Here is a 21,507-nt window from a genome sequence, read left to right on the forward strand (position 1 = left end):
GTCTTATTCAATGAATGCTGGAATTATTGGCCTTGGCCGCTATATACCTGAAAAAGTATTAACAAATCATGATTTAGAAAAAATGGTTGAAACTTCTGACGAGTGGATTCGTACTAGAACAGGTATAGAAGAAAGAAGAATTGCATCTGATGATGTCAATACATCTCATATGGCGCTTGCTGCTGCAAAAAAAGCATTAGCTGACGCAGATGTGGCTGCAGAAGATATTGATATGATTCTTGTAGCGACAGTTACGCCAGATCAAGCATTTCCGACAGTCGCTTGTATGATTCAAGAGCAGCTCGGTGCACATAAAGCATGTGCAATGGATATTAGCGCTGCATGCGCTGGCTTTATGTATGGTCTTGTTACTGGAAAACAATTTATCGAATCAGGCACTTACAAACACGTGCTTGTCGTTGGTGTAGAAAAGCTTTCTCGCATTACCGACTGGGATGACCGCAACACAGCTGTTTTGTTTGGAGATGGAGCAGGTGCTGCTGTACTAGGAACAGTCAGCGAAGGCAAGGGAATTCTATCATTTGAGCTTGGAGCCGATGGAAGCGGCGGGAAGCACTTGTACTTAGATGAAAAAGATCATACAATCATGAATGGAAGAGAAGTATTTAAATTTGCAGTGAGACAAATGGGCGAGTCAAGCGTAAACGTGATTGAAAAAGCTGGACTATCAAAAGAAGACGTAGACTTCTTGATTCCGCATCAAGCAAACATTCGCATTATGGAAGCAGCACGCGAACGCTTAGAGCTGCCAGTTGAAAAAATGTCGAAAACAGTCCATAAATATGGAAACACATCAGCAGCATCCATTCCAATTTCACTATGTGAAGAAATCGAAGCCGGAAAAATTCATGACGGCGATGTGATTGTAATGGTTGGTTTTGGTGGAGGATTAACGTGGGGCGCAATCGCTATGCGATGGGGCCGATAAAAGAGTGGGGTGCACAAATTAATGGATAAGAAACGAGTAGTTGTTACAGGATTAGGTGCTTTGACACCTCTTGGCAACGATGTAGAGACAACATGGAAAAATGCTGTAGCAGGTGTATCAGGTGTTGGCCCGATCACACGTGTTGATTCAAGTGAATATACAGCAAAAGTAGCAGCAGAACTAAAAGATTTTAACATCGAAGATTACATGGAGAAAAAAGAAGCGAGAAAGATGGCACGCTTCACACAATATGCAGTTGTTGCTGCTCAAAAGGCTTTAGAAGATTCACGCCTCGAAATTACAGATGAGAACGCACCTCGTGTTGGGGTATGGGTTGGATCTGGTATTGGCGGACTTGAAACATTCGAAGAGCAATTCGAAGTGTATTCAAATAAAGGAGCAAGACGCGTAAGCCCGTTCTTTGTTCCAATGATGATTCCAGATATGGCGACAGGTCAAATTTCGATTGCACTTGGCGCAAAAGGGGTTAACTCTTGTACAGTGACAGCATGTGCGACAGGAACAAACTCCATTGGTGATGCCTTTAAAGTCATTCAGCGCGGAGATGCAGATGCGATGATTACAGGTGGAACAGAAGCACCATTAACGAAAATGTCGTTTGCTGGTTTCTGTGCAAACAAAGCCCTTTCGACAAATCCTGATCCAGATACAGCAAGTCGTCCATTTGATAAAAACCGTGACGGATTTGTGATGGGTGAAGGAGCGGGAATTGTTGTTCTTGAAGAATTAGAGCATGCGTTAAAACGTGGTGCGACCATTTATGCAGAAATCGTTGGCTACGGTTCAACTGGAGATGCATACCATATCACAGCACCTGCTCCAAACGGAGAAGGCGGCGTACGTGCAATGAAAGAAGCCATTCGTGATGCAGGTTTAACAGTGGAAGAAATTGATTATATCAATGCCCACGGAACAAGCACACCGTATAATGATAAGTTTGAAACAATGGCGATTAAAGAAGTGTTCGGAGAGCATGCGAATCAGCTTGCGATCAGCTCGACAAAATCAATGACAGGTCATTTACTTGGCGCAGCAGGCGGAGTAGAAGCGATTTTCTCTGTTCTGGCGATTAAAGACAGTGTCATTCCGCCAACGATTAACCTTGAAACACCAGATGAAGAATGTGACCTTGATTATGTAGCAAATGAAGCACGTTCAAAAGAAGTACAAGTTGCGTTGAGCAACTCACTTGGTTTTGGCGGGCACAATGCGACAATTATCTTCAAAAAATACGAAGCGTAATATGTCTTAAGAAGGCGGTGATCTATAAACAGATCGCCGTCTTTTTGCATATGATGAAAATGGAGGTGTTCAGCGGTATGGGTCTGGTCAATACACAATATCTCATTGAGCAATCATCATCTTTTCAGGAGCTGGCGGCACGTTTTGTCCCTTATTTTAAAGGAGCGGAGAAAAAAGAAGGATCATCTATTCTCGCCCATTTACAACATCACGGAATGGTGCGATCATGGAACGCCTGCCAGGAAATGATCGACAAGCTCAAAGAAAAAGGGTATTTCAAGCTTGTGATGAAAGAATACAAAGCGTTGCAAAAAAAGTGGGGAGGTCCTGATGTCCCTGTCTTTATTTTGCCTGTTAATGAGAGCAGCAAAGAGATCAGAGAACAATTTTACTTTCAATCCGGCATGGCATTTGATGACAAAATCTTTCTTTTTTTATCCCCGCATACACCGAAGGAGCGAATCGGTACGTTGCTGACGCATGAATATCACCATGTATGCAGGTTGCATTTTCTCACGAAAGAAGAAAAAGATTTTACATTCCTTGATACAATCATGATGGAGGGGCTCGCTGAATATGCTGTGTATCATAGATATGGAGAAAGCTATACAGCAAAGTGGACGACTTTATATGACGAATCGCAGCTGCAGCGCATGTACAAGAAATGGGTATCCAGTCACCTTTATCAGAAAGTGCAGGACGACGAAAGGCTGATACAGAATCTCCTTTATGGAAAAGGGAACTACCCCAAAATGCTTGGCTATGCCACTGGATTTTATATCGTGAAAAAGTATTTCGATGAGCACCGAATCAGCGAGGAGTCTATGATTGCGGAGCCAGCGGAAACGTTTTTAAAGGCGATAGAATGATAAAGACAATCATTCACAAAAAAAGTGACATATTACAATTTTACTAAATACTTCTTGATTTCGTCATGCTGATGTAATAATATACAAATATAAATTTTGATAATTCTTTTTATTCTAAAAAGACGGAATTTTTCGATTCGGTTCATTTGATCTATGGAGAAAGGGGCGAATGCATGAGCACACTGCTTGAAGTGCAAAACTTAAAAACCTATTTTTTTCGAAAAAAGGAACCAATACCTGCTGTTGATGGCGTTGATTTTAGTATCAAAAAAGGGGAAACAGTCGCATTAGTCGGTGAGTCTGGGTCTGGTAAAAGTATTACGTCTTTATCCATCATGGGTCTGATTAATGGGACTGGTGGGAAGATTATGGATGGTTCCATTAAGCTTGATGGAAAAGACCTTGTTACATATAGTGAAAAGGAATTGTGCAATATTCGTGGTAATGATGTATCCATGATCTTTCAGGAACCCATGACCTCACTTAATCCCGTCTTAACCATCGGGGAACAAATAACAGAAATCCTCATTTACCACAAAAAACTTTCAAAAAAAGAAGCGACCAAAAAAGCGATTGACTTGCTAAAGCTTGTAGGCTTTTCCAGGCCAGAACAAATCATCAAAGATTACCCGCACCGTTTATCCGGCGGTATGCGTCAACGAGTCATGATCGCCATTGCGCTAAGCTGTGATCCGAAGCTCCTCATTGCGGATGAGCCGACTACTGCGCTCGATGTGACCATACAAGCCCAGGTGCTGACCTTAATGAAAGATTTATGTTCGACCTTTGGTACATCTATACTTCTCATTACGCATGATTTAGGTGTTGTGTCGGAAGTAGCAGACCGCGTCATTGTCATGTACTGCGGACAGGTTGTTGAAAATGGAACCGTTGAAGAGTTGTTTGATCAGCCGCTTCATCCATACACAGAAGGACTGCTTGAATCCATTCCGGTCATTGACGGAGACATTCAGCCATTAACGGCGATAAAAGGAAATGTCCCTGCGCCAGATCAGCTTCCCGCAGGATGCCGTTTTGCGCCAAGATGCCCGAAAGTAATGGAACGCTGCATAGGTGAATTGCCCAAACTGACAACCTTTGAAAATGGTAGAAGCGTCAGGTGTTTCTTATATGAGGAGGCAAGCCAAACATGACACTTGCTGAAAATCAACCATACATGACAGATCGATCTGAGAAAGAAACCATCCTGGAATTAAAAAATATACGAAAACACTTTCCGATTAAAGCTGGGGTGCTGCAAAAGAAAGTAGGAGCAGTCAAAGCGGTTGACGGCATCGACTTAAACATTTATAAAGGCGAAACGTTAGGCATCGTTGGAGAGTCTGGATGCGGTAAATCCACATTAGGGCGGACGATGATTCGTTTATATGAACCAACAGAAGGACAAATTCTATTTAAAGGGCAAGATATCTCTCATGTATCTGAATCAAAACTAAGACAATCAACAAGGAAAAACATCCAAATGGTTTTTCAAGATCCCTTTGCATCACTCAACCCTAGAAAAACACTTCGAAGTATCATCAAAGAACCCTACAAAACACATCACTTATATTCCTTAAAAGAAAGAAATGAAAAAGTAGAACAGCTTTTATCCAAAGTCGGCCTTCACCCAAGTTTTGCGAATCGATACCCGCACGAATTTTCCGGTGGACAAAGGCAACGGATCGGTATCGCTCGTGCACTTGCCATGAATCCTGAAATGATCATAGCAGATGAGCCTGTTTCAGCGCTTGACGTCTCCATTCAGGCGCAGGTCATCAATTTGATGGAAGAGCTTCAAGAAGAGTTTGACCTCACCTATCTCTTTATCTCTCACGATCTCAGTGTGGTACGCCACATTAGTGATCGAGTGGGCGTCATGTATCTTGGGAAAATGATGGAACTGGCGGATAAGCATAGCCTGTACGATGATCCGCTTCATCCGTATACACAGGCACTTTTATCTTCCGTTCCAGTCACCCGTAAAAAAGGTCATATGAAAAGGGAACGGATTATGCTGCAAGGGGATTTACCAAGCCCTGCAAACCCGCCTAAAGGCTGTGTGTTTCATACAAGATGTCCACATGCGAAAGAAGTCTGTAAAGAAAAAGTACCACAATTTCAAGAATTAAAAACGAACCACTTTGTGGCCTGCCACCTCTACGACGCTTGATCATGTTTGTATGATCTCATCTTTGAGAGGGGGGATAAAACGGGCTTCTGTCATCATTTTTTAAAAAAGATAGGGGGAATTGTCTATGAAAGATAGAAAGAGAAAGTCCATTTTGGTCAGTTTGCTGCTGATCTTTACATTGATCCTTGCTGCTTGTTCTGGTGGAAATAAAACGTCTGGAGACAGTGAAAAGAAATCCACAGGTAAACCTATACAAGGCGGCGATCTTGTCATTGGTTCGATTGCAGAGCCTACATTATTTAACTCACTTTACTCAACAGACGTAGCAAGTTCTGATATTGAAGAAAGAATCTATAGCTTTTTACTACAAACAGATGGAAAGCTAAACCCACAGCTGGCGTTGGCAGAAGATATTAAAGAATCCGATGACGGCAAACAGTTTGATGTGACCATTAGAAAAGGCGTGAAGTTTCATGATGGAGAAGAACTGACTGCTGATGATGTTGTGTTTACATACAGCATTCCGATCAATAAGGATTACAATGGTGAGCGTGGATCAGGCTTTGAAGTATTAGAGTCTGTCAAAAAAACAGGGGACTATTCGGTCGAATTTAAGCTGAATAAAAAAGATCCATATTTTTATAATGTCACGCTAGGAAGCTATGGCATTTTACCAAAGCATATTTTAGGTGATGTCCCTATAAAGGATCTTGGTGAAAATGAATTTAACCGAAAAAATCCAATCGGCTCCGGCCCATTTAAATTTGCCGAGTGGAAAGAAGGGGACTATGTCAAACTAGAAGCTTTTGATGATTATTGGGATGGGCGTCCATACCTTGATACAGTCACCATTAAAACGATTCCTGATCAAAATGCAGCCATGGCCCAGCTATCCGCAGGTGATATTGATTTCTTTGCTGTACCGGGAGCGGAGCTGCAAACAGCTGAAAAAATAAATAACATCAAAATCGAGTCCGATTTAGGCCTGAATTATTCTTTTATTGGCTGGAATCAGAAAAACGATCTCTTTAAAAGTAAAAAGGTCCGCCAAGCGCTTACCCATGCCATTGATCGTCAAACGATTGTTGATCAAGTGTTAGATGGAGACGGCAAAGTAGCGAACATACCAGAAAGCCCACTGTCTTGGAATTACCCGAAGAATGAAAAATTCCCAGTGTTTGAATTTGATCAAGAAAAAGCGAAAAAGATGCTAAAAGAAGAGGGCTGGAAGGATACAGATGGAGATGGCTATCTTGATAAGAATGGTAAGAAATTCTCCTTTGTATTAAAGACCAACCAAGGAAATAAAGTTCGTGAAGATATCGCTGTCGTTGTACAGCAGCAACTTAAGGAAATTGGTGTAGAAGCGAAGCCGCAAATTGTAGAATTCAGTGCGTTAATCGAACAGACATCTCCACCAAAATGGGACTATGACGCTTTACTTCTAGGGTGGAGCCTAGCTACTTTCCCTGATCAATATAGCATCTTTCACTCAAGTCAGTCTGAAAAAGGTTTAAACAAAGTTTGGTATAAAAACAATGAAGTTGATCAGCTGCTCGTAGATGCTAAAAATTTAAGCGATCGAAAAGATTATACAAAGGCGTATGAAAAAATTTATGAACTAATTGCAGAAGATCAGCCATACACATTCCTTTATTATGCCAACTCACATCGAGCTATGCCAGCTAACCTACAAGGCTACTCTTATCATCCGAAAGATGAGTATTACAAAATCGAAAAGTGGTGGATTGAAAAGTAGACCCATTGTGAAGAAGGGGGGAGTTTCTCCCCTTTCAGCGTGAAGACAAACCCTCGCATTCGGCGTCTGTCCTGTGTGCTGGTGCTCACGAATATTTCATTCGCTCCGAGCAAGTACTCGTCATATCACGCTGAGAAGAAAAATAGGGCTAAAATAACATCATTTTAGCCTTTTTTCACAGAATGGTGATCCGATGAAAAAGGAGTTGTGCATATGGTTACATATATCATTAGAAGGACATTGCTGTCGATTCCCATCTTATTGGGGATTACCATTTTGTCCTTTGCCATTATGAAAGCAGCACCAGGCGATCCGATGTCACTCATGATGGACCCTACCATTAGTGCGGCAGATCGGGAAGCCTTTATTGATAAGTACGGCTTGAACGATCCTGAATATGTGCAATATATGAAATGGCTTGGCAATATGCTTCAAGGTGACTTTGGCACATCCATTGTCAAAAAGGGAACGCCCGTGGCTGATTTGATTTTTGCCCGGCTGCCAAATACCCTCATCCTCATGATCTTTTCTACATTAGTTGCCCTGCTGATTGCTATCCCATTTGGTGTTCTTTCAGCAAAACGTCCGTATACAAAACTTGACTATGGTATTACGGTTACATCATTTATCGGACTGGCTATTCCGAATTTCTGGTTTGGTTTGATCCTTATTATGGTGTTATCAGTGAATTTAGGATGGTTTCCGACCGGGGGTGTCTCTACCTTAAATGCAGATTTTAATCTATTTGACCGACTCCATCACATCATTTTACCAGCCTTTGTTTTAGCAACGGCTGATATGGCTGGGCTGACCCGGTACACAAGGTCGAGTATGCTTGATGTCATGAGGCAGGATTACATTCGCACAGCAAGAGCGAAAGGCTTTAGAGAAAACAAAGTCATTTTTAAGCATGGTTTAAGAAACGGTCTTATGCCTGTCATAACGATTTTCGGATTGATGATACCATCCTTTATTGGCGGCGCAGTCGTGGTGGAACAAATCTTCACATGGCCTGGACTTGGAAAGCTGTTCATTGATTCTGCCTTTTCGAGAGATTATCCGGTCATTATGGCAATGACCGTTATTTCCGCAGTGCTTGTGGTGGTTGGAAATTTAATAGCGGATATTTTATATGCAATCGTTGATCCGCGTATTGAATATTAGAAGGGAGCTGAAGCACAATTGGCACAGCCTAATATGGGAACACCTCCTGTTGATATCAAATTAAAGGAGGGCCTTCCGCCAAAGCCAGAGACGATGCTGCGTTTATTTTGCGAGAAATTTTTCAAAAATAAATTGGCGGTTGCCGGCTCCGTGATCTTATTGATCATTATCTTTTCTGCCATTTTCGCTCCAGTGATCGCTCCATATGCACCAGAGCAGCAAGATTTATTGAAGCGGCTTCAGCCGCCAAGTGCTGAGCATTTTATGGGCACTGACAAGTTTGGACGCGATATTTTCTCAAGGGTGCTATATGGCGCGCGGGTCTCTTTATTGGTCGGTTTCGTCTCAGTGGTCGGTGCAATCACCATTGGCACTGTCGTTGGCGCGGTCGCGGGGTATTTCAAAGGATTTGTTGATTCCTTGTTAATGAGGTTTGTGGATGTCGTGTTGTCGATTCCAGACATTTTTCTATTGATCACGCTCGTCACCATTTTCAAGCCGGGCGTTGATAAATTGATTTTAATCTTTGCTTTGACCGGCTGGACAACAACGGCCAGGCTCATCCGCAGTGAATTCTTATCACTTCGAACAAGAGAGTTCGTACTCGCGGCGAGAACCATTGGAACGAAAAATCATGTCATCATCTTTTCGCATATTTTACCGAACTGTATCGGTCCTATTATTGTATCGGCTACATTAAAAGTAGGCTCCGTGATTTTAGCTGAATCAACGCTCAGCTATCTTGGCTTTGGTATTCAGCCGCCAACGGCAAGCTGGGGCAACATGCTGCAAGATGCACAAAATTTCTCGATTATGGTGCAAGCTTGGTGGTATCCGCTTTTCCCAGGTCTCTTTATTTTAATAACGGTTCTTTGCTTTAACTTTTTAGGAGATGGCTTAAGAGATTCATTTGATCCTAAGAGGATATGAACGAGTCATAATCAGGCTGTAGAAAGATCTCAATAGCCTGATTATATGGTTCATTCCCACTTGATATTTAGAAGTATATAGGTACAAGAAAAGTAATTGATAGAGTTTGGATTATTTAATGATTGAAGGTTTGGTAAACTCCTTTTCCTGTTGCTAAGATATTGTTTTTTCGTTTCAATAGTTTTTTTGACCTATTTAAGGGCTGAAAAGCTGTCCTTTATTGTAACAGGCAGTCAATTACGGAGGAGATGGAGTTTATGATCGATTTTTTTAGTATTTCTAATTCTAATGGCATTAATTTAGATATAGAGATGAAGGAAGATTATACTAAATTAATTTGCATAAGAAAAAAATATATAAAAACCAAAAAATATAATATCTAATTATTTACTTAAAATGAATAATATGGTTTAGTAATATATAGATATTCTTTATAATCTACCCATAATAAGTAGCACATTACTTTCCTCAAAGAGTAACACAACATTTTATCTTCGTATTTCTGCAATTTATATCACATTTATTTCTCTAATTCATTATTAATATCTCCCAATCAATGACTTTTTTCTTGAAAACAATCCCTATTTAGAAAAAAATAATTTGTGTGATTCATTTTATTAAGTATAGAGAGGTGAGAAATTTTGGTATGATCAAAAACTTAAAATTCAAGTATATAGAAGCAGGCGAATTTCATTTTGGAACAGAGTGGAACAAAGAAAAGTTTATAAACATGGTAAATAATTATAATGTTCCGCTTGAATGGTTATTAAAAGAAGTCCCTCAGAAAAAAGTATATTTAAATGATTATTGGATTTCTGAAACTCCAGTTACGATTGGAATGATGAAAGAATTTTATCAAAATAATCCACATGTGCAAATGCCCTTAGTCATAAAAAAACATATTAATAATAACGATTTAGATTTCCCAGCATATCACATTAATTTTGAAGATGCGTTGATGTTTTGTTACTGGGCTTCAGAAACCTTGGGAGAGTGTATAGATCTTCCAACTGAACCCGAGTGGGAAAAAGCCGCTAGAGGAAGTTGGGATGATAGAGAATTTCCATGGGGCGATGAGATAATTGAGAATGTTAATATAAAAGGTCAATACAATTCTTTGCCTATCCCAGTAAAGAACATAAAGGAAAATAGATCTCCCTATGGGGTCTATGATCTTTCTGGAAATATAGAAGAGTGGACTAGAAGTTACAATCGACCTTATTTAGGTTCGCCCTTAAAATATTCTAAATCATTAAATTACCATATTTTGAGAGGTGGGACGTGTGAACATGGAGTAGATTTAGCTAGATGTTCAAGAAGACACGGAAATATTCCCAGTGTATTTAGAGGATTCAGAATTGTAAAAAGGAAAGAGGTTAATATATTTCAAAATGATATATATTCTGAATATTCGGAAGTTAATGAAGGTGATTTTATATTAGCAAGAACTTCAAAGTTAGACCAGCAAAACTTGATCGTTGATATAGATTTAAATAAAAAAGCTTATTTGGACATTCAAACATGTCAATCCAATGAAATAAAATTATTCAAAGGTTTTTCCAATCCAGGTTCAGAAATTTTGGTTCAATTTGAAGGAGATGTTGGAGGTCAATTAAAAGTAAGAAAACCCTCATTATCTGAATTGGATTCTTTATTAAGGACTTAGACGTCAATAAAATAATTCAATAGGAAACAACTTAATATGCAATATCGTGGAGGGTTAGATTAGTGAGCACAGGTTGTTTTTAGCCCAATGCTTATTTTTAAGGGTGTACTTTTCATCGCAATAGTAGTGAAAATGCTTCTATAAATGGGATTTACAAAAAATAAAGTGAGGAGAACAAAATTGCAACTTAAACTGGATGATTATAAGTTACTTGCCCAAAAATTAAAAATCATACCCTATAAAAAGAAATATATGTACTTTTTCGGGCCTATTGAATTGCCTATTAATTTAAATGGAGAAATTATTATTTTTAATTGGTATACCTGGTTTGTACATAATGAAAAATGGTCCTTAAAAAAAACGCTGGAAAAATTACCGAGCCTATCTCAAAACGAATCTCAACAAAGCACTGTTTTGATATACGGAGACTTTGAAAACTCAGAAATGGCAAAAGTTAGATTACACAGTATCTGTCACACTGGAGATATTTTTGGAAGTGAAAAATGTGACTGTGGAATTCAGTTAAAACTGTCACTACAAAAAATTTATCAAGCTGGAACAGGTGCATTATTTTATTTATCAAATCATGAAGGAAGAGGGATAGGTCTATTTAGTAAATCAATGACCTATGTTTTACAGCAGAAAGGTTATACCACGTTAGAAGCTAATTTGTTGCTGGGGTATAAAGTAGAATGTAGAGATTATGAAGAAGCTTCCTATTTATTAAAAACATTAAGAAATAAGCCAATCATTCTACTAACGAATAATCCTGATAAAATAAATAATTTGAAACAAAGTGGAATTGCGATAGAGAGCTGTGAAAATGTGATTGGTGAAGTTAATCAATTTAACATTAAATATTTAGAGACAAAGGTAAATGATATGAATCATTCTTTTAAATTAGTAAAGGAGGATGAAAAATGCATACAGGGCCATTAAGAGCAATAGTAATTGACCAAACAGGGAAGTATGCATACACTGGCGGCTATGATAAAAGAGTTTACAAATGGGATTTAAATAGCGGATCCTCATATCTTCTTACTGAACATGAGCATTTAGTCGGAGGATTAACACTAAGTAAAGATGGAGGATATTTACTCACATCCTCTTCTGATTATTCTATGAAATTGATTGATACTAAGACTGAATCGGTAATAAAAACTTTTTTAGGTCATACTGACGACATCGAATATGTAATTTTCGCAGAGGACGATCAATATATTATATCTACATCCTTACAACATGATGGCAGAGTTTTAGTGTGGAATGTTGAAAACGGTAATATTATTCGTGAATTTAATGAACATAAAAGCAGTGTCAAATCTGTATGGACATTTAACAATAAAGTTTTTTCCTGTGATAATAACGGGAATGTTTTGGTGTGGAATTTAATTACTGGGGAAGTGCTAGATAATTTAGGTCCATATACTTGTGACATAGATACCATTAATGGAGATATAAATAGAGGGATTTTATTAATAGGGTTAGATAATGGTGATATAGATGTATATGATGCTCTAAAACATACAAAAATGAAAACATTAAAAGGTCATAAAATCGGTGTTAAGACTATAGAGATATCTCCATCTGGAAATTACGTATTAACTGCTGCATACGATCATCAAATTTTTATTTGGGATCGGAATTTCAAAAGGCTTTCATCATTACCTCAATACAAATATCAGTGGGAAGTAGGGTTTGCTTTTAGTAAGGATGAAAAAAACGTATATGGTTGTACATTTGGATATAAGTTTTGTGAATGGGAGTGGGAAAAAAATCAACTAATTGACAATAACATAACATGTGCAACCCCTTCCATAAACGATATAGCTGTTAGTGAAAATGGAAATGTCGCTACTGCTTCAGATGATGGTGTGTTTAGACTAAATGGAGAAAAGATTATGTCGGTAAATCATGTTTTGAATAACGCCGTAGGTATGACGAATGATGGTTCTATAATAGCTTGGGGAGATCATAAAGGATATTTGCATTTGGTAGATGCTGAACTGAAGACAATGATTAAATCAATTGATTTTTCATCTGGGCCACTTAATTCAATTGTTTATGATAGAGAACATCACTCGTTTTTTATAGGTTCATATAGTGGGAATGTATTTGAAATAAACCTTTACGATTTCAGCATCGTTGATCAGTTTCGTGCACATAATGGGGCCATTAAAGGAATGGTAGTAGAAAGAGAATTTATTGCTACGGGTTCTTCAGGTGGGGAAGTGCATATTTTTAATCGAAAAAATATATCAGAATGTATTCGTTTAGTTGGTTCGTCATTTGTCATAAATGATCTTTCATATAATGAAAAGAAAAATTTACTTGCAACAGTTAGTAGAGACAGAATTGTAAGAATTTATGATGCATCAAACGGATCTTTAAAAGGTCTTCACAATATGCATAACTACTCAGTTAAAACAGTATGCTTTAATGCTTCAGGAGTATTATTTGCAGGTGATTATTGGGGATATATTAGTGTATGGGATTTAAATGATGACAAGAAAAACATATTTAAAGTAGCGAATAATGGAATAAGTTATATGGAGAAATTAGGTGAAGAAGTTCTTGCTGGATCTTATGATGGAGGAGTATATTCAGTGAATAAAAGTGGTGAAAATTCAGAATTTATAAGATTATTTGATCAATCTGAAAATTATCATGTTTTAAAATGAGATATAAATTTATTTTCATTCTTATTTAGAGGAGGTGAGAGAAATGGGTCGTAAAATTAAAGTTCAACCAATCCGCAGCTCAGTAAACACACGTAAATAATTATAGGTTTGGGTAGGGATATAAAAAAGTATCCCTACTTAATTTTAATATAAAAAGGAGGAGAAAAAATGTTAATTAGACCACTTAGGGTTGATTATGTAGCTAGTAAAAATTATATTATCACTGTTGATACGCAAGGTGTACTACACCGTTTAAATGATAAATTAGAAGTTGTTAAAAGTTCAGCAGCACCGCTAATTAATACGAAGGTTTATTGTCTTACTGCAACGGACGATTATATTTATACTCGTGATTACTTTGGAGTCTTAAGTAAATACTGTATTGAAACCTTAAAAAAATTACAGACACTACATACTGAACATTATGCATTATCAGAAAAAATATTACAAAATGAAGAGCCGTCACCTTCAAATGCGAGAGGTATTCGAGTGTTCGGAGAGTTTCTATATACAACTAATGGTTTTGGGCAAATTATGAAATTAAATAAAGAATCATTGGTTGTTGAGGAGATAATTGAACACCCTAGTAATGAAAAGACATTCATTGATTATTTTAATGTAGAAAATGATATTGAACAAATTATTACAGATAAGGAAGGAAATTTGTTTTTCGGTGATTTAAGTAAGCTTGAATTTAACAGAAAAATTAAAGTTGATGAGGGAAGTGTACATGTAGTTAGGTATGATCCTAAGAATAACCGTTACATCGCTACACAAGATTATGGTTTGGAAAATTCATATGGTATTGAGTCAGGTCTTGCAATCATTGATCCCGAATCACTCACGTTTACAAGTCACCCATTCACAACAGATGATGTTGAATTTATTTTCTTTGACAAACACTTCACTGAAATTTACACTGGAGGATTTGATGGGAAAATTTATGTATTTGATAATATGACCCCTAGTCTTAAACTTAAGCGAACCTTGGGTCCATTTAATCACCAGATTTCATATGGTCTCATGCTGAATGATGATAGAATATTAGTTCTTTTACAATCTGGAGAAATGCTGATTGTTGATAAATATGGAAATGAATTAGAAAAGTTGGATTTTGATTATGTTTGCTATTGGGATTTTGTGAATGGTGAAAGTTCAGATGAATTCTATGCTCCAAATGGCAAAGGGATTACTAAATTTGTTGTTGAGGAGGTCAATGATTCAGATATTATAATAAGAGAAAAAGAGAAATTTGTATATAACTTTGGCTTAATATTTAAATTAGTGCGTGTAAACAGCTCAAGATTTGTTGCTTTATCTAGAAAAAATTTAATTTTTAGCTTTGATGAAAATGGCTATGTTCTATGGAGTACAAATTTAGAATATCTGCCTAAAAGTATATCGTGCTGCTCGAATAAACAAGTTGCAATGGTAGGGTTAGATAATGGAATAATGCAAGAAATAGACTTAAATAATGGTAGATTATTAAGAAGAAAAAATTTCGATGCGGCCGTTACTACTTCTATATTTAATGGGGAAGATGTTGTAATAGGAACTTCCAATGATTCTCTTCACTTTATTGATTATGTCACATTTGAAGAAAGTCATAAATCGCTCAATTTAAAAGGGTATCCAAAAAGAATTCGACTTGAGGGACAGTATCTAGTTTTAACAGGTGGTGGATTCGGTTATATTGAAATTGATAAAGATACCTATGACATTAACAAAAGAATGGTAGGTGACTTGCTTTATAATACAAGAGAAGAATCTATAAGAATAGATGATTACATTTTAATTTCTTCTTATGGCCACCAAATGGGTGTATATAATTACGAAAATAATCAGATTGTTTATTTAATTGAGAGGTTGCCAGACTATGTAAAAGCAATTAAACATTATAAGGGAGGAAATGGGGAGAATTATTTAATTATTGGTGGAAATAATGGATTCTTACAATGCTATCGAGTCAATAAAGATGGATCACTCCTATTAATAAAGGAATATATTTTTTAATGCGAAAGTTAAGGTTACTATTAGCGGCTAACCTGATTTCAACTGTGGGAACCGGAGTAACTTCTTATTTAATCATTTGGTTGCTGATAGACCAATTGAATCAATCAGTATTGTATGGAATTTTAACCATTGTCACGATGATTTTTGTGTTCTTTGCTTCGCCCTTTTTAGGAAGCTTGGTTGATAGACACTCTCGGAAAGCTATCTTCCTGCAATTAGAATTAATAGGTGCGTTCATGCTGATTGTTTTTCTCATCCTCTTTGATATTTCAAATTTCCTTAATATTTTTCTTGTCGTTTTATTAACACTATATAATACAATTTATGATTCAATAAAATACCCAACGTTATCAGCTTTAACTCAAGAAATGTTTAAAGAGGATGAGTATAGTAAAGTCAATAGTAGTTTAGAAGTTCAGGGGCAATCAGCTTTGATGATTAGCTCTAGTTTAGCCGCTTTTATGATCGGTCAAATATCCATCACCCTTATATTGGTTATGAATATCATGACATTTCTTGCCGCTTCAATTATCATATACAAACTTCCTTATCAACGAAGTCGTGTGGTAGAAGAGGAGACCAATGCCACGAAGAGTGTATCATACTGGGTTAACTTTAGGTCTTCACTTCAATACCTAACTCAACGGAAAGTTTTGTTCGTAATTTTATTAACGACTTTTGTGCCTAGTATTGTTATTATTGTGGCAAATTATTTGGATCCAATTTTTATTTATCAATTTTTGAATGAAGGTCCCTCAGTAATTGGTATTGCAAATATCTTTTACGCAGTCGGAGCAATTGGCGCTGGTTTCGTAGCCTATCAAATGTCAAAGAGACTTCCACATATTCAAGGTGTCATTATGTTTATGATCGTATTTGCTATTTCAACAGTCGTTATCTTTCTTTTCCCTCACTCTGTGACATTTATTGTAGCAAGTTTTTTTTGGGGTCATTCAAATGCTGCCATTAGAGTATTTAGAAAAAGTTATATGTTCCAACATGTTGATAATGCATATATGGGACGTGTCAACTCATTAATTAATGCATGTAAGTTATTAGGTCAGATTGCTTTAATTGGAACTTTAACTATAACTGTTGTGCCAGCTGGAAAATCTCAATATGGATATCTTATTTTATTCATCATCGTATTTGCTGCTCTATTCATCACATCATATTTATGTATGAAAAACTTTAATTACAAGAATGAAAAAAAGTATACTTCTGTCTGAGAGTTGACTTTAGAAAGAGGAGCGTTAACGGAAATTGGTTATATGAATTGATCAATTGTTTTGTGTGTTTTAATTTTGCTAAAATAAATATTAACATTGAAATCAGAAAAAGCAGACTTTACTTTAAAACACATCCAACTCCATCTTGCTGCACGAGTTTCAAGTATTAGGTTTTCATTTTAGGATGATTGAAGCTTTTTCCTTACTTGCTTGGAAAATTAAAACCAGGTTGTATTTTAATTACAACGACAATCATTATGGGATTTGGTATGAAGTTTATCATACCAGTTGAGTTTCTAGAAGCACTGTTTGGGTTACAGTCAGTCTACCTTTTGGTTTTTTTATCGGTCTAATGAATGCCTTCTTAAATGTGCCGATTAGCAGTTTATTTCTGGGACTTACTCATTACTCCACATGCTTATAGGAGTCATGCGATTCCCATCTTACAAATGTTCTCTAACTTCATTCTTGGCATTGCCAGTATTTTTTCTAAATATATTGGTGTCATATGGATTACTGATATCTCTGGTGTTTTCCGTCTTATTAACTGCCGCGAAAAAAATAAAGGCAAACCACCTGTCGCTCAGCTTGAAGTTTTGATAAAGTTGGAATAATTTCTCTATCCCTTGCCCATACTGTGGACAACAGTTTTTATAAAGTGAGGGATTGGTTATGTTATTTCTTCATGACGTATGGGTGAATTGGTTTGAAGGGGAAGAAAATGGCTACAATGTGTGTCATTTTCATGAGTGGCGCAAGGAGGACAGCGTTGAGCTGTTAGATCAAGTGCCTTTACTTAAGGTGCAGAGTCCTTTGTTTGATTACATAGAGAATGATCTATCAGAGCTGCCAAAGACGCTGCTAGAGACTGTATTTGAGAAATCATATATTCGAAAAAATCATGAACGCCGTAAATTAGAGTATTGCTTTGTGGTCACGGACGGGATTAGAATCATCGCTGTGGATACGATTGGTTATTCCATCCCTGTGAGAAAGAGCCGATTGATTCCAAGACAGGAGCAATTGGTATATGAAATGGTGAAAGATGTGAAGGCAGAGGAGTATGAATTCACGCCGGACAGCCTTGAATCGACGAAAGAATATCACATCCTATCATTACCACCGCAGCATATCAGCGGATTAACGAGAAAAGAAAGACAGCTGAAGCAGCTGATGTTTATGGCGCTAGATCAACTAAAGGGGCTTCAAAACCGAGCAGAAATTGCCTATTGGTATACAGAATGGAATCCGCGCATGTACAACCAGATCAAACGAATGTCTTTCGAGGAAATTTGGAACATGCTTTATAACGAAACCATTGATGGATGGTCAGAAAACCATTTAGCCTTTTGTGAAAAAATGATTAAAGGACAGCCATTTTTTGAAAAACTTTGGGAAATGGAAAACGAATCAAAAGTGAATTAGAAAAAGCTTGCAGCTGAATAAGCTGCAAGCTTGTTTTATTTGCGTTTCCGGCCAAGACCCATTGCATTCTCCATTTTTTTCAGCATTTTGTTTGCCGCACGGTTTGCTTTTTCAGCACCCTCATCTAAAATGCGATCAAGCTCATCTGACTCAATGAGTTCATAATAGCGATCTTGAATCGGTTTTAACGCATCCACGACCACGTTCGCAAGATCTCCCTTAAATTCACCATAACCTTTGCCTTCGTATTTTTGTTCAAGCTCTGCAATCGATATGTTCCCTAATACAGAATAGATCGTCAGCAAGTTGGCAATTCCAGGTTTGTTTTCTTTGTCATATTTGACGATGCCTTCTGAATCAGTCACAGCACTTTTGATTTTCTTTTCAAGCTGTTTTGGCTCATCTAATAAGGTAATGAAAGATTTTTGGTTCGGATCAGATTTGCTCATCTTTTTCGTTGGGTCTGTTAAAGACATAATCCGAGCGCCTTCTTTTGGAATTTTGACTTCAGGTACAGTAAAGATGTCGTTATACTTTCGGTTAAAGCGTTCAGCAAGCGTTCTCGTTAATTCAAGATGCTGCTTTTGATCTTCTCCTACAGGAACTAAGTCCGTACCGTATAACAAAATATCGCCAGCCATTAATGGCGGATACGTTAATAGTCCTGAAACGACTGCTTCCTTACCAGCAGATTTGTCCTTAAATTGAGTCATTCTTTCTAATTCTCCAATATAAGCGACACATTGCAGCATCCATCCTGCCTGGGCGTGGGCAGGTACCTCTGATTGGATAAACAATGTTGCCTTCTCTGGATCAAGTCCCACTGCCAAATAAAGAGCGGCTAAGCTTCTAATATTTTGTCGAAGGGCTAAACGATCCTGACTGACCGTAATGGCATGCTGATCGACCACACAAAAGTAGCCGTTGTAATCATGCTGAAGATCGACAAATTGCTTCATCGCTCCAATGTAGTTCCCCAATGTCACAGAACCGCTAGGCTGTATGCCTGAGAAAATCGTCTTTTTTGTCATACTAAAACCTCTTTTCTTCAATATAAAAAGGCCCACCCATCACTTTTCAACAGAAAAGGGACGAATGAACCGTGGTACCACCCTTGTTATTTCAATACGAAATCACTCAAGACGTTGATATCGGAGACTGCTCCGTCTAAGCCTACTGACTCTGTCAAGTGTTCGGTTAGCTGCTCCAAAGCCCATTCCATACATGCCATTATCTGCTTGCACCAACCGCAGACTCTCTGTAAATGGTGAAAATATGTACTCTTCTTTTTCATCGCAACAGTATGTCTATCTATTATAAAGGATGACCATGAAAAAGTCACGAAGCCTATTTGTGACCTTCTCATCATGTCGTTTGACACTTAAAATTTTAGATAAAATAGTAACTATCTGTCAGAATTTTTTAAAAAAGGATGATTAATTATATGTATAAAACATTATTTCTGCTGAATTTGTTAAATTATTTTAATCAATTTACGCTTTAATTTGTTGAAGTGATTGAGACTTTAGTTTATAAAAATCAATCTTTATCCCCATTTACGTTTTTTAAAAATATGTGAAATTGATATTGCAATAAATTATTCTATTCATTATAATGAATTTGTTCACACGTTTGTGCTAGGCTCTTTACATAGTGAAAATTCAGAAAAAACAAAAGAAATAGAAAGTAAGCTATTCAGGGACTTTTTTACGCTATTTCTTAAATCTGAATCTCATCTTCTATCGAGACCTTTGAACTAAAAACATATTATAAGGGGGAATACAGTTGAAAAAGCGTTGGTCTGTTGTTACTTTAATGCTTATTTTCACACTTGTATTAAGCGCTTGTGGTTTCAGCGGAAACAAATCAGGCGACAGCACGAGCAGTTCTGGAGAGGCTAAAACAACATTAAATGTGAATATCTCCACTGAGCCTTTTTCTCTACATCCGGGATTGGCAAATGATTCAACTTCAGGAAGTGTCATCCGTCAGACTTTTGAGGGATTAACAAGAATTAACGCTGAAGGTAAGCCAGAAAACGCAATGGCTTCTGATATCAAAACAAGTGATGATGGTAAAACTTACACATTCACACTTCGTGATGCAAAATGGTCTAATGGTGACCCTGTCACAGCACAAGACTTCGAATATGCTTGGAAATGGGCATTAGATCCTAAAAATGAATCTCAATATGCTTATCAACTTTACTATATTAAAGGTGCTGAAGCTGCTAACAAAGGGGAAGCAAAAGTTTCTGATGTTGGCATTAAAGCAAAAGACGATAAAACGCTTGTAGTTGAGCTAGAGAACCCAACACCGTTTTTTACTGAACTAACTGCATTCTATACGTATATGCCAATCAACAAAAAAGTGGCTGAAAAGAATAAAAACTGGTACACAAATGCTGGTGAAAACTACGTATCTAATGGACCATTCGTTCTTTCTAAATGGAAACATGGCGGCTCTATCACACTTGAAAAGAACAATGAATACTGGGATAAAGACACTGTGAAATTGAAAAAGATTAACATGTCTATGATCAAAGATACAAACACTGAACTTAGCATGTTCGAAAAAGGCGAGCTTGACTGGGCTGGTTCTCCAACTGGTAACCTTCCTACTGAGTCTCTAAAATCATTGAAAAATAAAGGCAATCTTAAGATTCAAACGATTGCAGGTGTTTATAATTATAAATTTAACACTGAAGTAAAACCTTTAAACAATGCAAACATCCGTAAGGCACTTGCGTACTCGATTAATCGTCAAGCGATTGTTGACAAAATTACGCAAGGTGAACAAGTTCCAGCTATGGCAATCGTTCCTCCAACAATGGAAGGTTTTGAGGACAACAAAACTGGCTACTTTAAAGATCATGATGTAACGGCAGCAAAAAGTCTTCTTGAAAAAGGTGCAAAAGAATTAGGTTATAAATCAGTTTCTGACCTTCCAACATTGAAATTGTCTTACAACACAGATGAAGCTCACCAAAAGATTGCACAAGCAATTCAAGAAATGTGGAAGAAAGACTTAGGTTTAAAAGTAGAACTTGATAACTCTGAGTGGAACGTTTATATCGATAAACTTCACAGTGGAGATTACCAAATTGGACGTATGGGCTGGTTAGGTGACTTCAACGATCCAGTGAACTTCCTTGAGCTCTATAAAGATAAAGACGGTGGAAACAATGACACTGGATGGGAAAGCAAAGAGTACAAACAATTATTGAATGATTCTGCGAAAGAAACAGACAAAACGAAGCGTGAAGAAATGCTGAAAAAAGCAGAAAAAATTCTTATCAATGACATGCCTATCGCACCAATATACTTCTATACTCAGCTTTGGGTGCAAGATCCAAAACTAAAAGGTGTAGTTGTATCTGGACTGGGTGATGCACAATATAAATGGGCATATTTCGAAAAGTAATA

Annotated in this window: 16 protein-coding genes and 1 other annotated feature; of the genes, 15 read left to right on the forward strand and 1 reads right to left on the reverse strand. The window is 37.3% G+C overall.

Features of this window, described 5'->3' with window-relative positions; genetic code table 11:
- Positions 1–10 precede the first annotated feature (10 nt).
- The 14 genes from ACTJKA_RS07705 (at position 11) to ACTJKA_RS07770 (ending at position 18,082) form a co-directional block, all read left to right on the forward strand.
- The gene (locus tag ACTJKA_RS07705) at positions 11–949 is read left to right on the forward strand and encodes a beta-ketoacyl-ACP synthase III (RefSeq protein WP_007499042.1); all 939 of its coding nucleotides are present in this window, start codon (positions 11–13) and stop codon (positions 947–949) included.
- A 21-nt stretch (positions 950–970) separates the two neighbouring features.
- On the forward strand, positions 971–2,212 hold the full coding sequence (gene fabF / locus ACTJKA_RS07710) for a beta-ketoacyl-ACP synthase II (RefSeq protein WP_008348501.1): 1,242 nt from the start codon (positions 971–973) through the stop codon (positions 2,210–2,212).
- A 77-nt stretch (positions 2,213–2,289) separates the two neighbouring features.
- Entirely contained in the window at positions 2,290–3,081 is a 792-nt protein-coding gene (locus tag ACTJKA_RS07715; protein WP_345912310.1) for a DUF2268 domain-containing protein, read from the forward strand.
- 173 nt (positions 3,082–3,254) lie between these two features.
- Entirely contained in the window at positions 3,255–4,235 is a 981-nt protein-coding gene (locus ACTJKA_RS07720) for an ABC transporter ATP-binding protein (protein ID WP_035392443.1), read from the forward strand.
- Positions 4,236–4,258: 23 nt separating this feature from the next.
- Positions 4,259–5,254 (forward strand): ABC transporter ATP-binding protein, encoded by a 996-nt coding sequence (locus tag ACTJKA_RS07725; RefSeq protein WP_035701027.1) that lies wholly within the window; start codon positions 4,259–4,261, stop codon positions 5,252–5,254.
- A gap of 85 nt (positions 5,255–5,339) precedes the next feature.
- Positions 5,340–6,974 (forward strand): peptide-binding protein, encoded by a 1,635-nt coding sequence (locus ACTJKA_RS07730; RefSeq protein WP_268357501.1) that lies wholly within the window; start codon positions 5,340–5,342, stop codon positions 6,972–6,974.
- A 213-nt stretch (positions 6,975–7,187) separates the two neighbouring features.
- Positions 7,188–8,138 carry an ABC transporter permease gene (locus ACTJKA_RS07735; protein ID WP_268357500.1) on the forward strand — a complete coding sequence of 317 codons (951 nt, stop codon included), beginning with the start codon at positions 7,188–7,190 and terminating at the stop codon, positions 8,136–8,138.
- A 33-nt stretch (positions 8,139–8,171) separates the two neighbouring features.
- Positions 8,172–9,068: an oligopeptide ABC transporter permease gene (opp4C, locus tag ACTJKA_RS07740; RefSeq protein WP_080987789.1), complete on the forward strand. Its 897-nt coding sequence runs from the start codon at positions 8,172–8,174 to the stop codon at positions 9,066–9,068.
- A 646-nt stretch (positions 9,069–9,714) separates the two neighbouring features.
- Positions 9,715–10,734 carry a formylglycine-generating enzyme family protein gene (locus tag ACTJKA_RS07745; RefSeq protein WP_322536342.1) on the forward strand — a complete coding sequence of 340 codons (1,020 nt, stop codon included), beginning with the start codon at positions 9,715–9,717 and terminating at the stop codon, positions 10,732–10,734.
- A gap of 144 nt (positions 10,735–10,878) precedes the next feature.
- On the forward strand, positions 10,879–11,673 hold the full coding sequence (locus ACTJKA_RS07750; RefSeq protein ID WP_050827149.1) for a GTP cyclohydrolase II: 795 nt from the start codon (positions 10,879–10,881) through the stop codon (positions 11,671–11,673).
- Positions 11,655–13,415: a WD40 repeat domain-containing protein gene (locus ACTJKA_RS07755; protein WP_268357498.1), complete on the forward strand. Its 1,761-nt coding sequence runs from the start codon at positions 11,655–11,657 to the stop codon at positions 13,413–13,415. Before ACTJKA_RS07750 ends, ACTJKA_RS07755 begins: the two co-directional genes overlap by 19 nt.
- A 168-nt stretch (positions 13,416–13,583) precedes the next feature.
- On the forward strand, positions 13,584–15,428 hold the full coding sequence (locus tag ACTJKA_RS07760) for a hypothetical protein (RefSeq protein WP_050827151.1): 1,845 nt from the start codon (positions 13,584–13,586) through the stop codon (positions 15,426–15,428).
- Positions 15,428–16,657, forward strand: coding sequence for an MFS transporter (locus ACTJKA_RS07765; protein WP_345912207.1), 1,230 nt, complete (start codon positions 15,428–15,430; stop codon positions 16,655–16,657). Before ACTJKA_RS07760 ends, ACTJKA_RS07765 begins: the two co-directional genes overlap by 1 nt.
- Before the next feature lie 672 nt (positions 16,658–17,329).
- Positions 17,330–18,082, forward strand: a complete 753-nt coding sequence (locus tag ACTJKA_RS07770; protein WP_025207150.1) for a YjbA family protein — start codon at positions 17,330–17,332, stop codon at positions 18,080–18,082.
- Between the two features lie 35 nt (positions 18,083–18,117).
- On the opposite strand, the gene trpS is transcribed toward ACTJKA_RS07770, so the two are convergent.
- A complete protein-coding gene (gene trpS / locus ACTJKA_RS07775) occupies positions 18,118–19,113 on the reverse strand; it encodes a tryptophan--tRNA ligase (RefSeq protein ID WP_024425046.1) in 996 nt (331 codons plus the stop codon).
- Between the two features lie 53 nt (positions 19,114–19,166).
- Positions 19,167–19,385, reverse strand: a binding site (T-box leader).
- A 482-nt stretch (positions 19,386–19,867) separates the two neighbouring features.
- Here trpS and ACTJKA_RS07780 point away from each other — a divergent pair.
- Positions 19,868–21,505: a peptide ABC transporter substrate-binding protein gene (locus ACTJKA_RS07780; RefSeq protein WP_265154060.1), complete on the forward strand. Its 1,638-nt coding sequence runs from the start codon at positions 19,868–19,870 to the stop codon at positions 21,503–21,505.
- Positions 21,506–21,507: the final 2 nt, after the last annotated feature.

The organism is Bacillus sp. 22190, from assembly GCF_052045575.1.
In the GTDB taxonomy this organism is placed as follows: Bacteria; Bacillota; Bacilli; order Bacillales; family Bacillaceae; genus Bacillus; species Bacillus altitudinis.

What these genes read in the sequence shown, in the direction of transcription:
- fabF (WP_008348501.1), top strand. Translation starts at nt 971, where the DNA reads ATGGATAAGAAACGAGTAGTTGTTACAGGATTAGGTGCTTTGACACCT.
- ACTJKA_RS07725 (WP_035701027.1), top strand. Translation starts at nt 4,259, where the DNA reads ATGACAGATCGATCTGAGAAAGAAACCATCCTGGAATTAAAAAATATA.
- ACTJKA_RS07720 (WP_035392443.1), top strand. Translation starts at nt 3,255, where the DNA reads ATGAGCACACTGCTTGAAGTGCAAAACTTAAAAACCTATTTTTTTCGA.
- ACTJKA_RS07705 (WP_007499042.1), top strand. Translation starts at nt 11, where the DNA reads ATGAATGCTGGAATTATTGGCCTTGGCCGCTATATACCTGAAAAAGTA.
- ACTJKA_RS07730 (WP_268357501.1), top strand. Translation starts at nt 5,340, where the DNA reads ATGAAAGATAGAAAGAGAAAGTCCATTTTGGTCAGTTTGCTGCTGATC.
- opp4C (WP_080987789.1), top strand. Translation starts at nt 8,172, where the DNA reads ATGGGAACACCTCCTGTTGATATCAAATTAAAGGAGGGCCTTCCGCCA.
- ACTJKA_RS07755 (WP_268357498.1), top strand. Translation starts at nt 11,655, where the DNA reads ATGCATACAGGGCCATTAAGAGCAATAGTAATTGACCAAACAGGGAAG.
- ACTJKA_RS07770 (WP_025207150.1), top strand. Translation starts at nt 17,330, where the DNA reads ATGTTATTTCTTCATGACGTATGGGTGAATTGGTTTGAAGGGGAAGAA.
- ACTJKA_RS07750 (WP_050827149.1), top strand. Translation starts at nt 10,879, where the DNA reads ATGGGATTTACAAAAAATAAAGTGAGGAGAACAAAATTGCAACTTAAA.
- ACTJKA_RS07715 (WP_345912310.1), top strand. Translation starts at nt 2,290, where the DNA reads ATGGGTCTGGTCAATACACAATATCTCATTGAGCAATCATCATCTTTT.
- ACTJKA_RS07745 (WP_322536342.1), top strand. Translation starts at nt 9,715, where the DNA reads ATGATCAAAAACTTAAAATTCAAGTATATAGAAGCAGGCGAATTTCAT.
- trpS (WP_024425046.1), bottom strand. Translation starts at nt 19,113, where the DNA reads ATGACAAAAAAGACGATTTTCTCAGGCATACAGCCTAGCGGTTCTGTG.
- ACTJKA_RS07735 (WP_268357500.1), top strand. Translation starts at nt 7,188, where the DNA reads ATGGTTACATATATCATTAGAAGGACATTGCTGTCGATTCCCATCTTA.
- ACTJKA_RS07765 (WP_345912207.1), top strand. Translation starts at nt 15,428, where the DNA reads ATGCGAAAGTTAAGGTTACTATTAGCGGCTAACCTGATTTCAACTGTG.
- ACTJKA_RS07760 (WP_050827151.1), top strand. Translation starts at nt 13,584, where the DNA reads ATGTTAATTAGACCACTTAGGGTTGATTATGTAGCTAGTAAAAATTAT.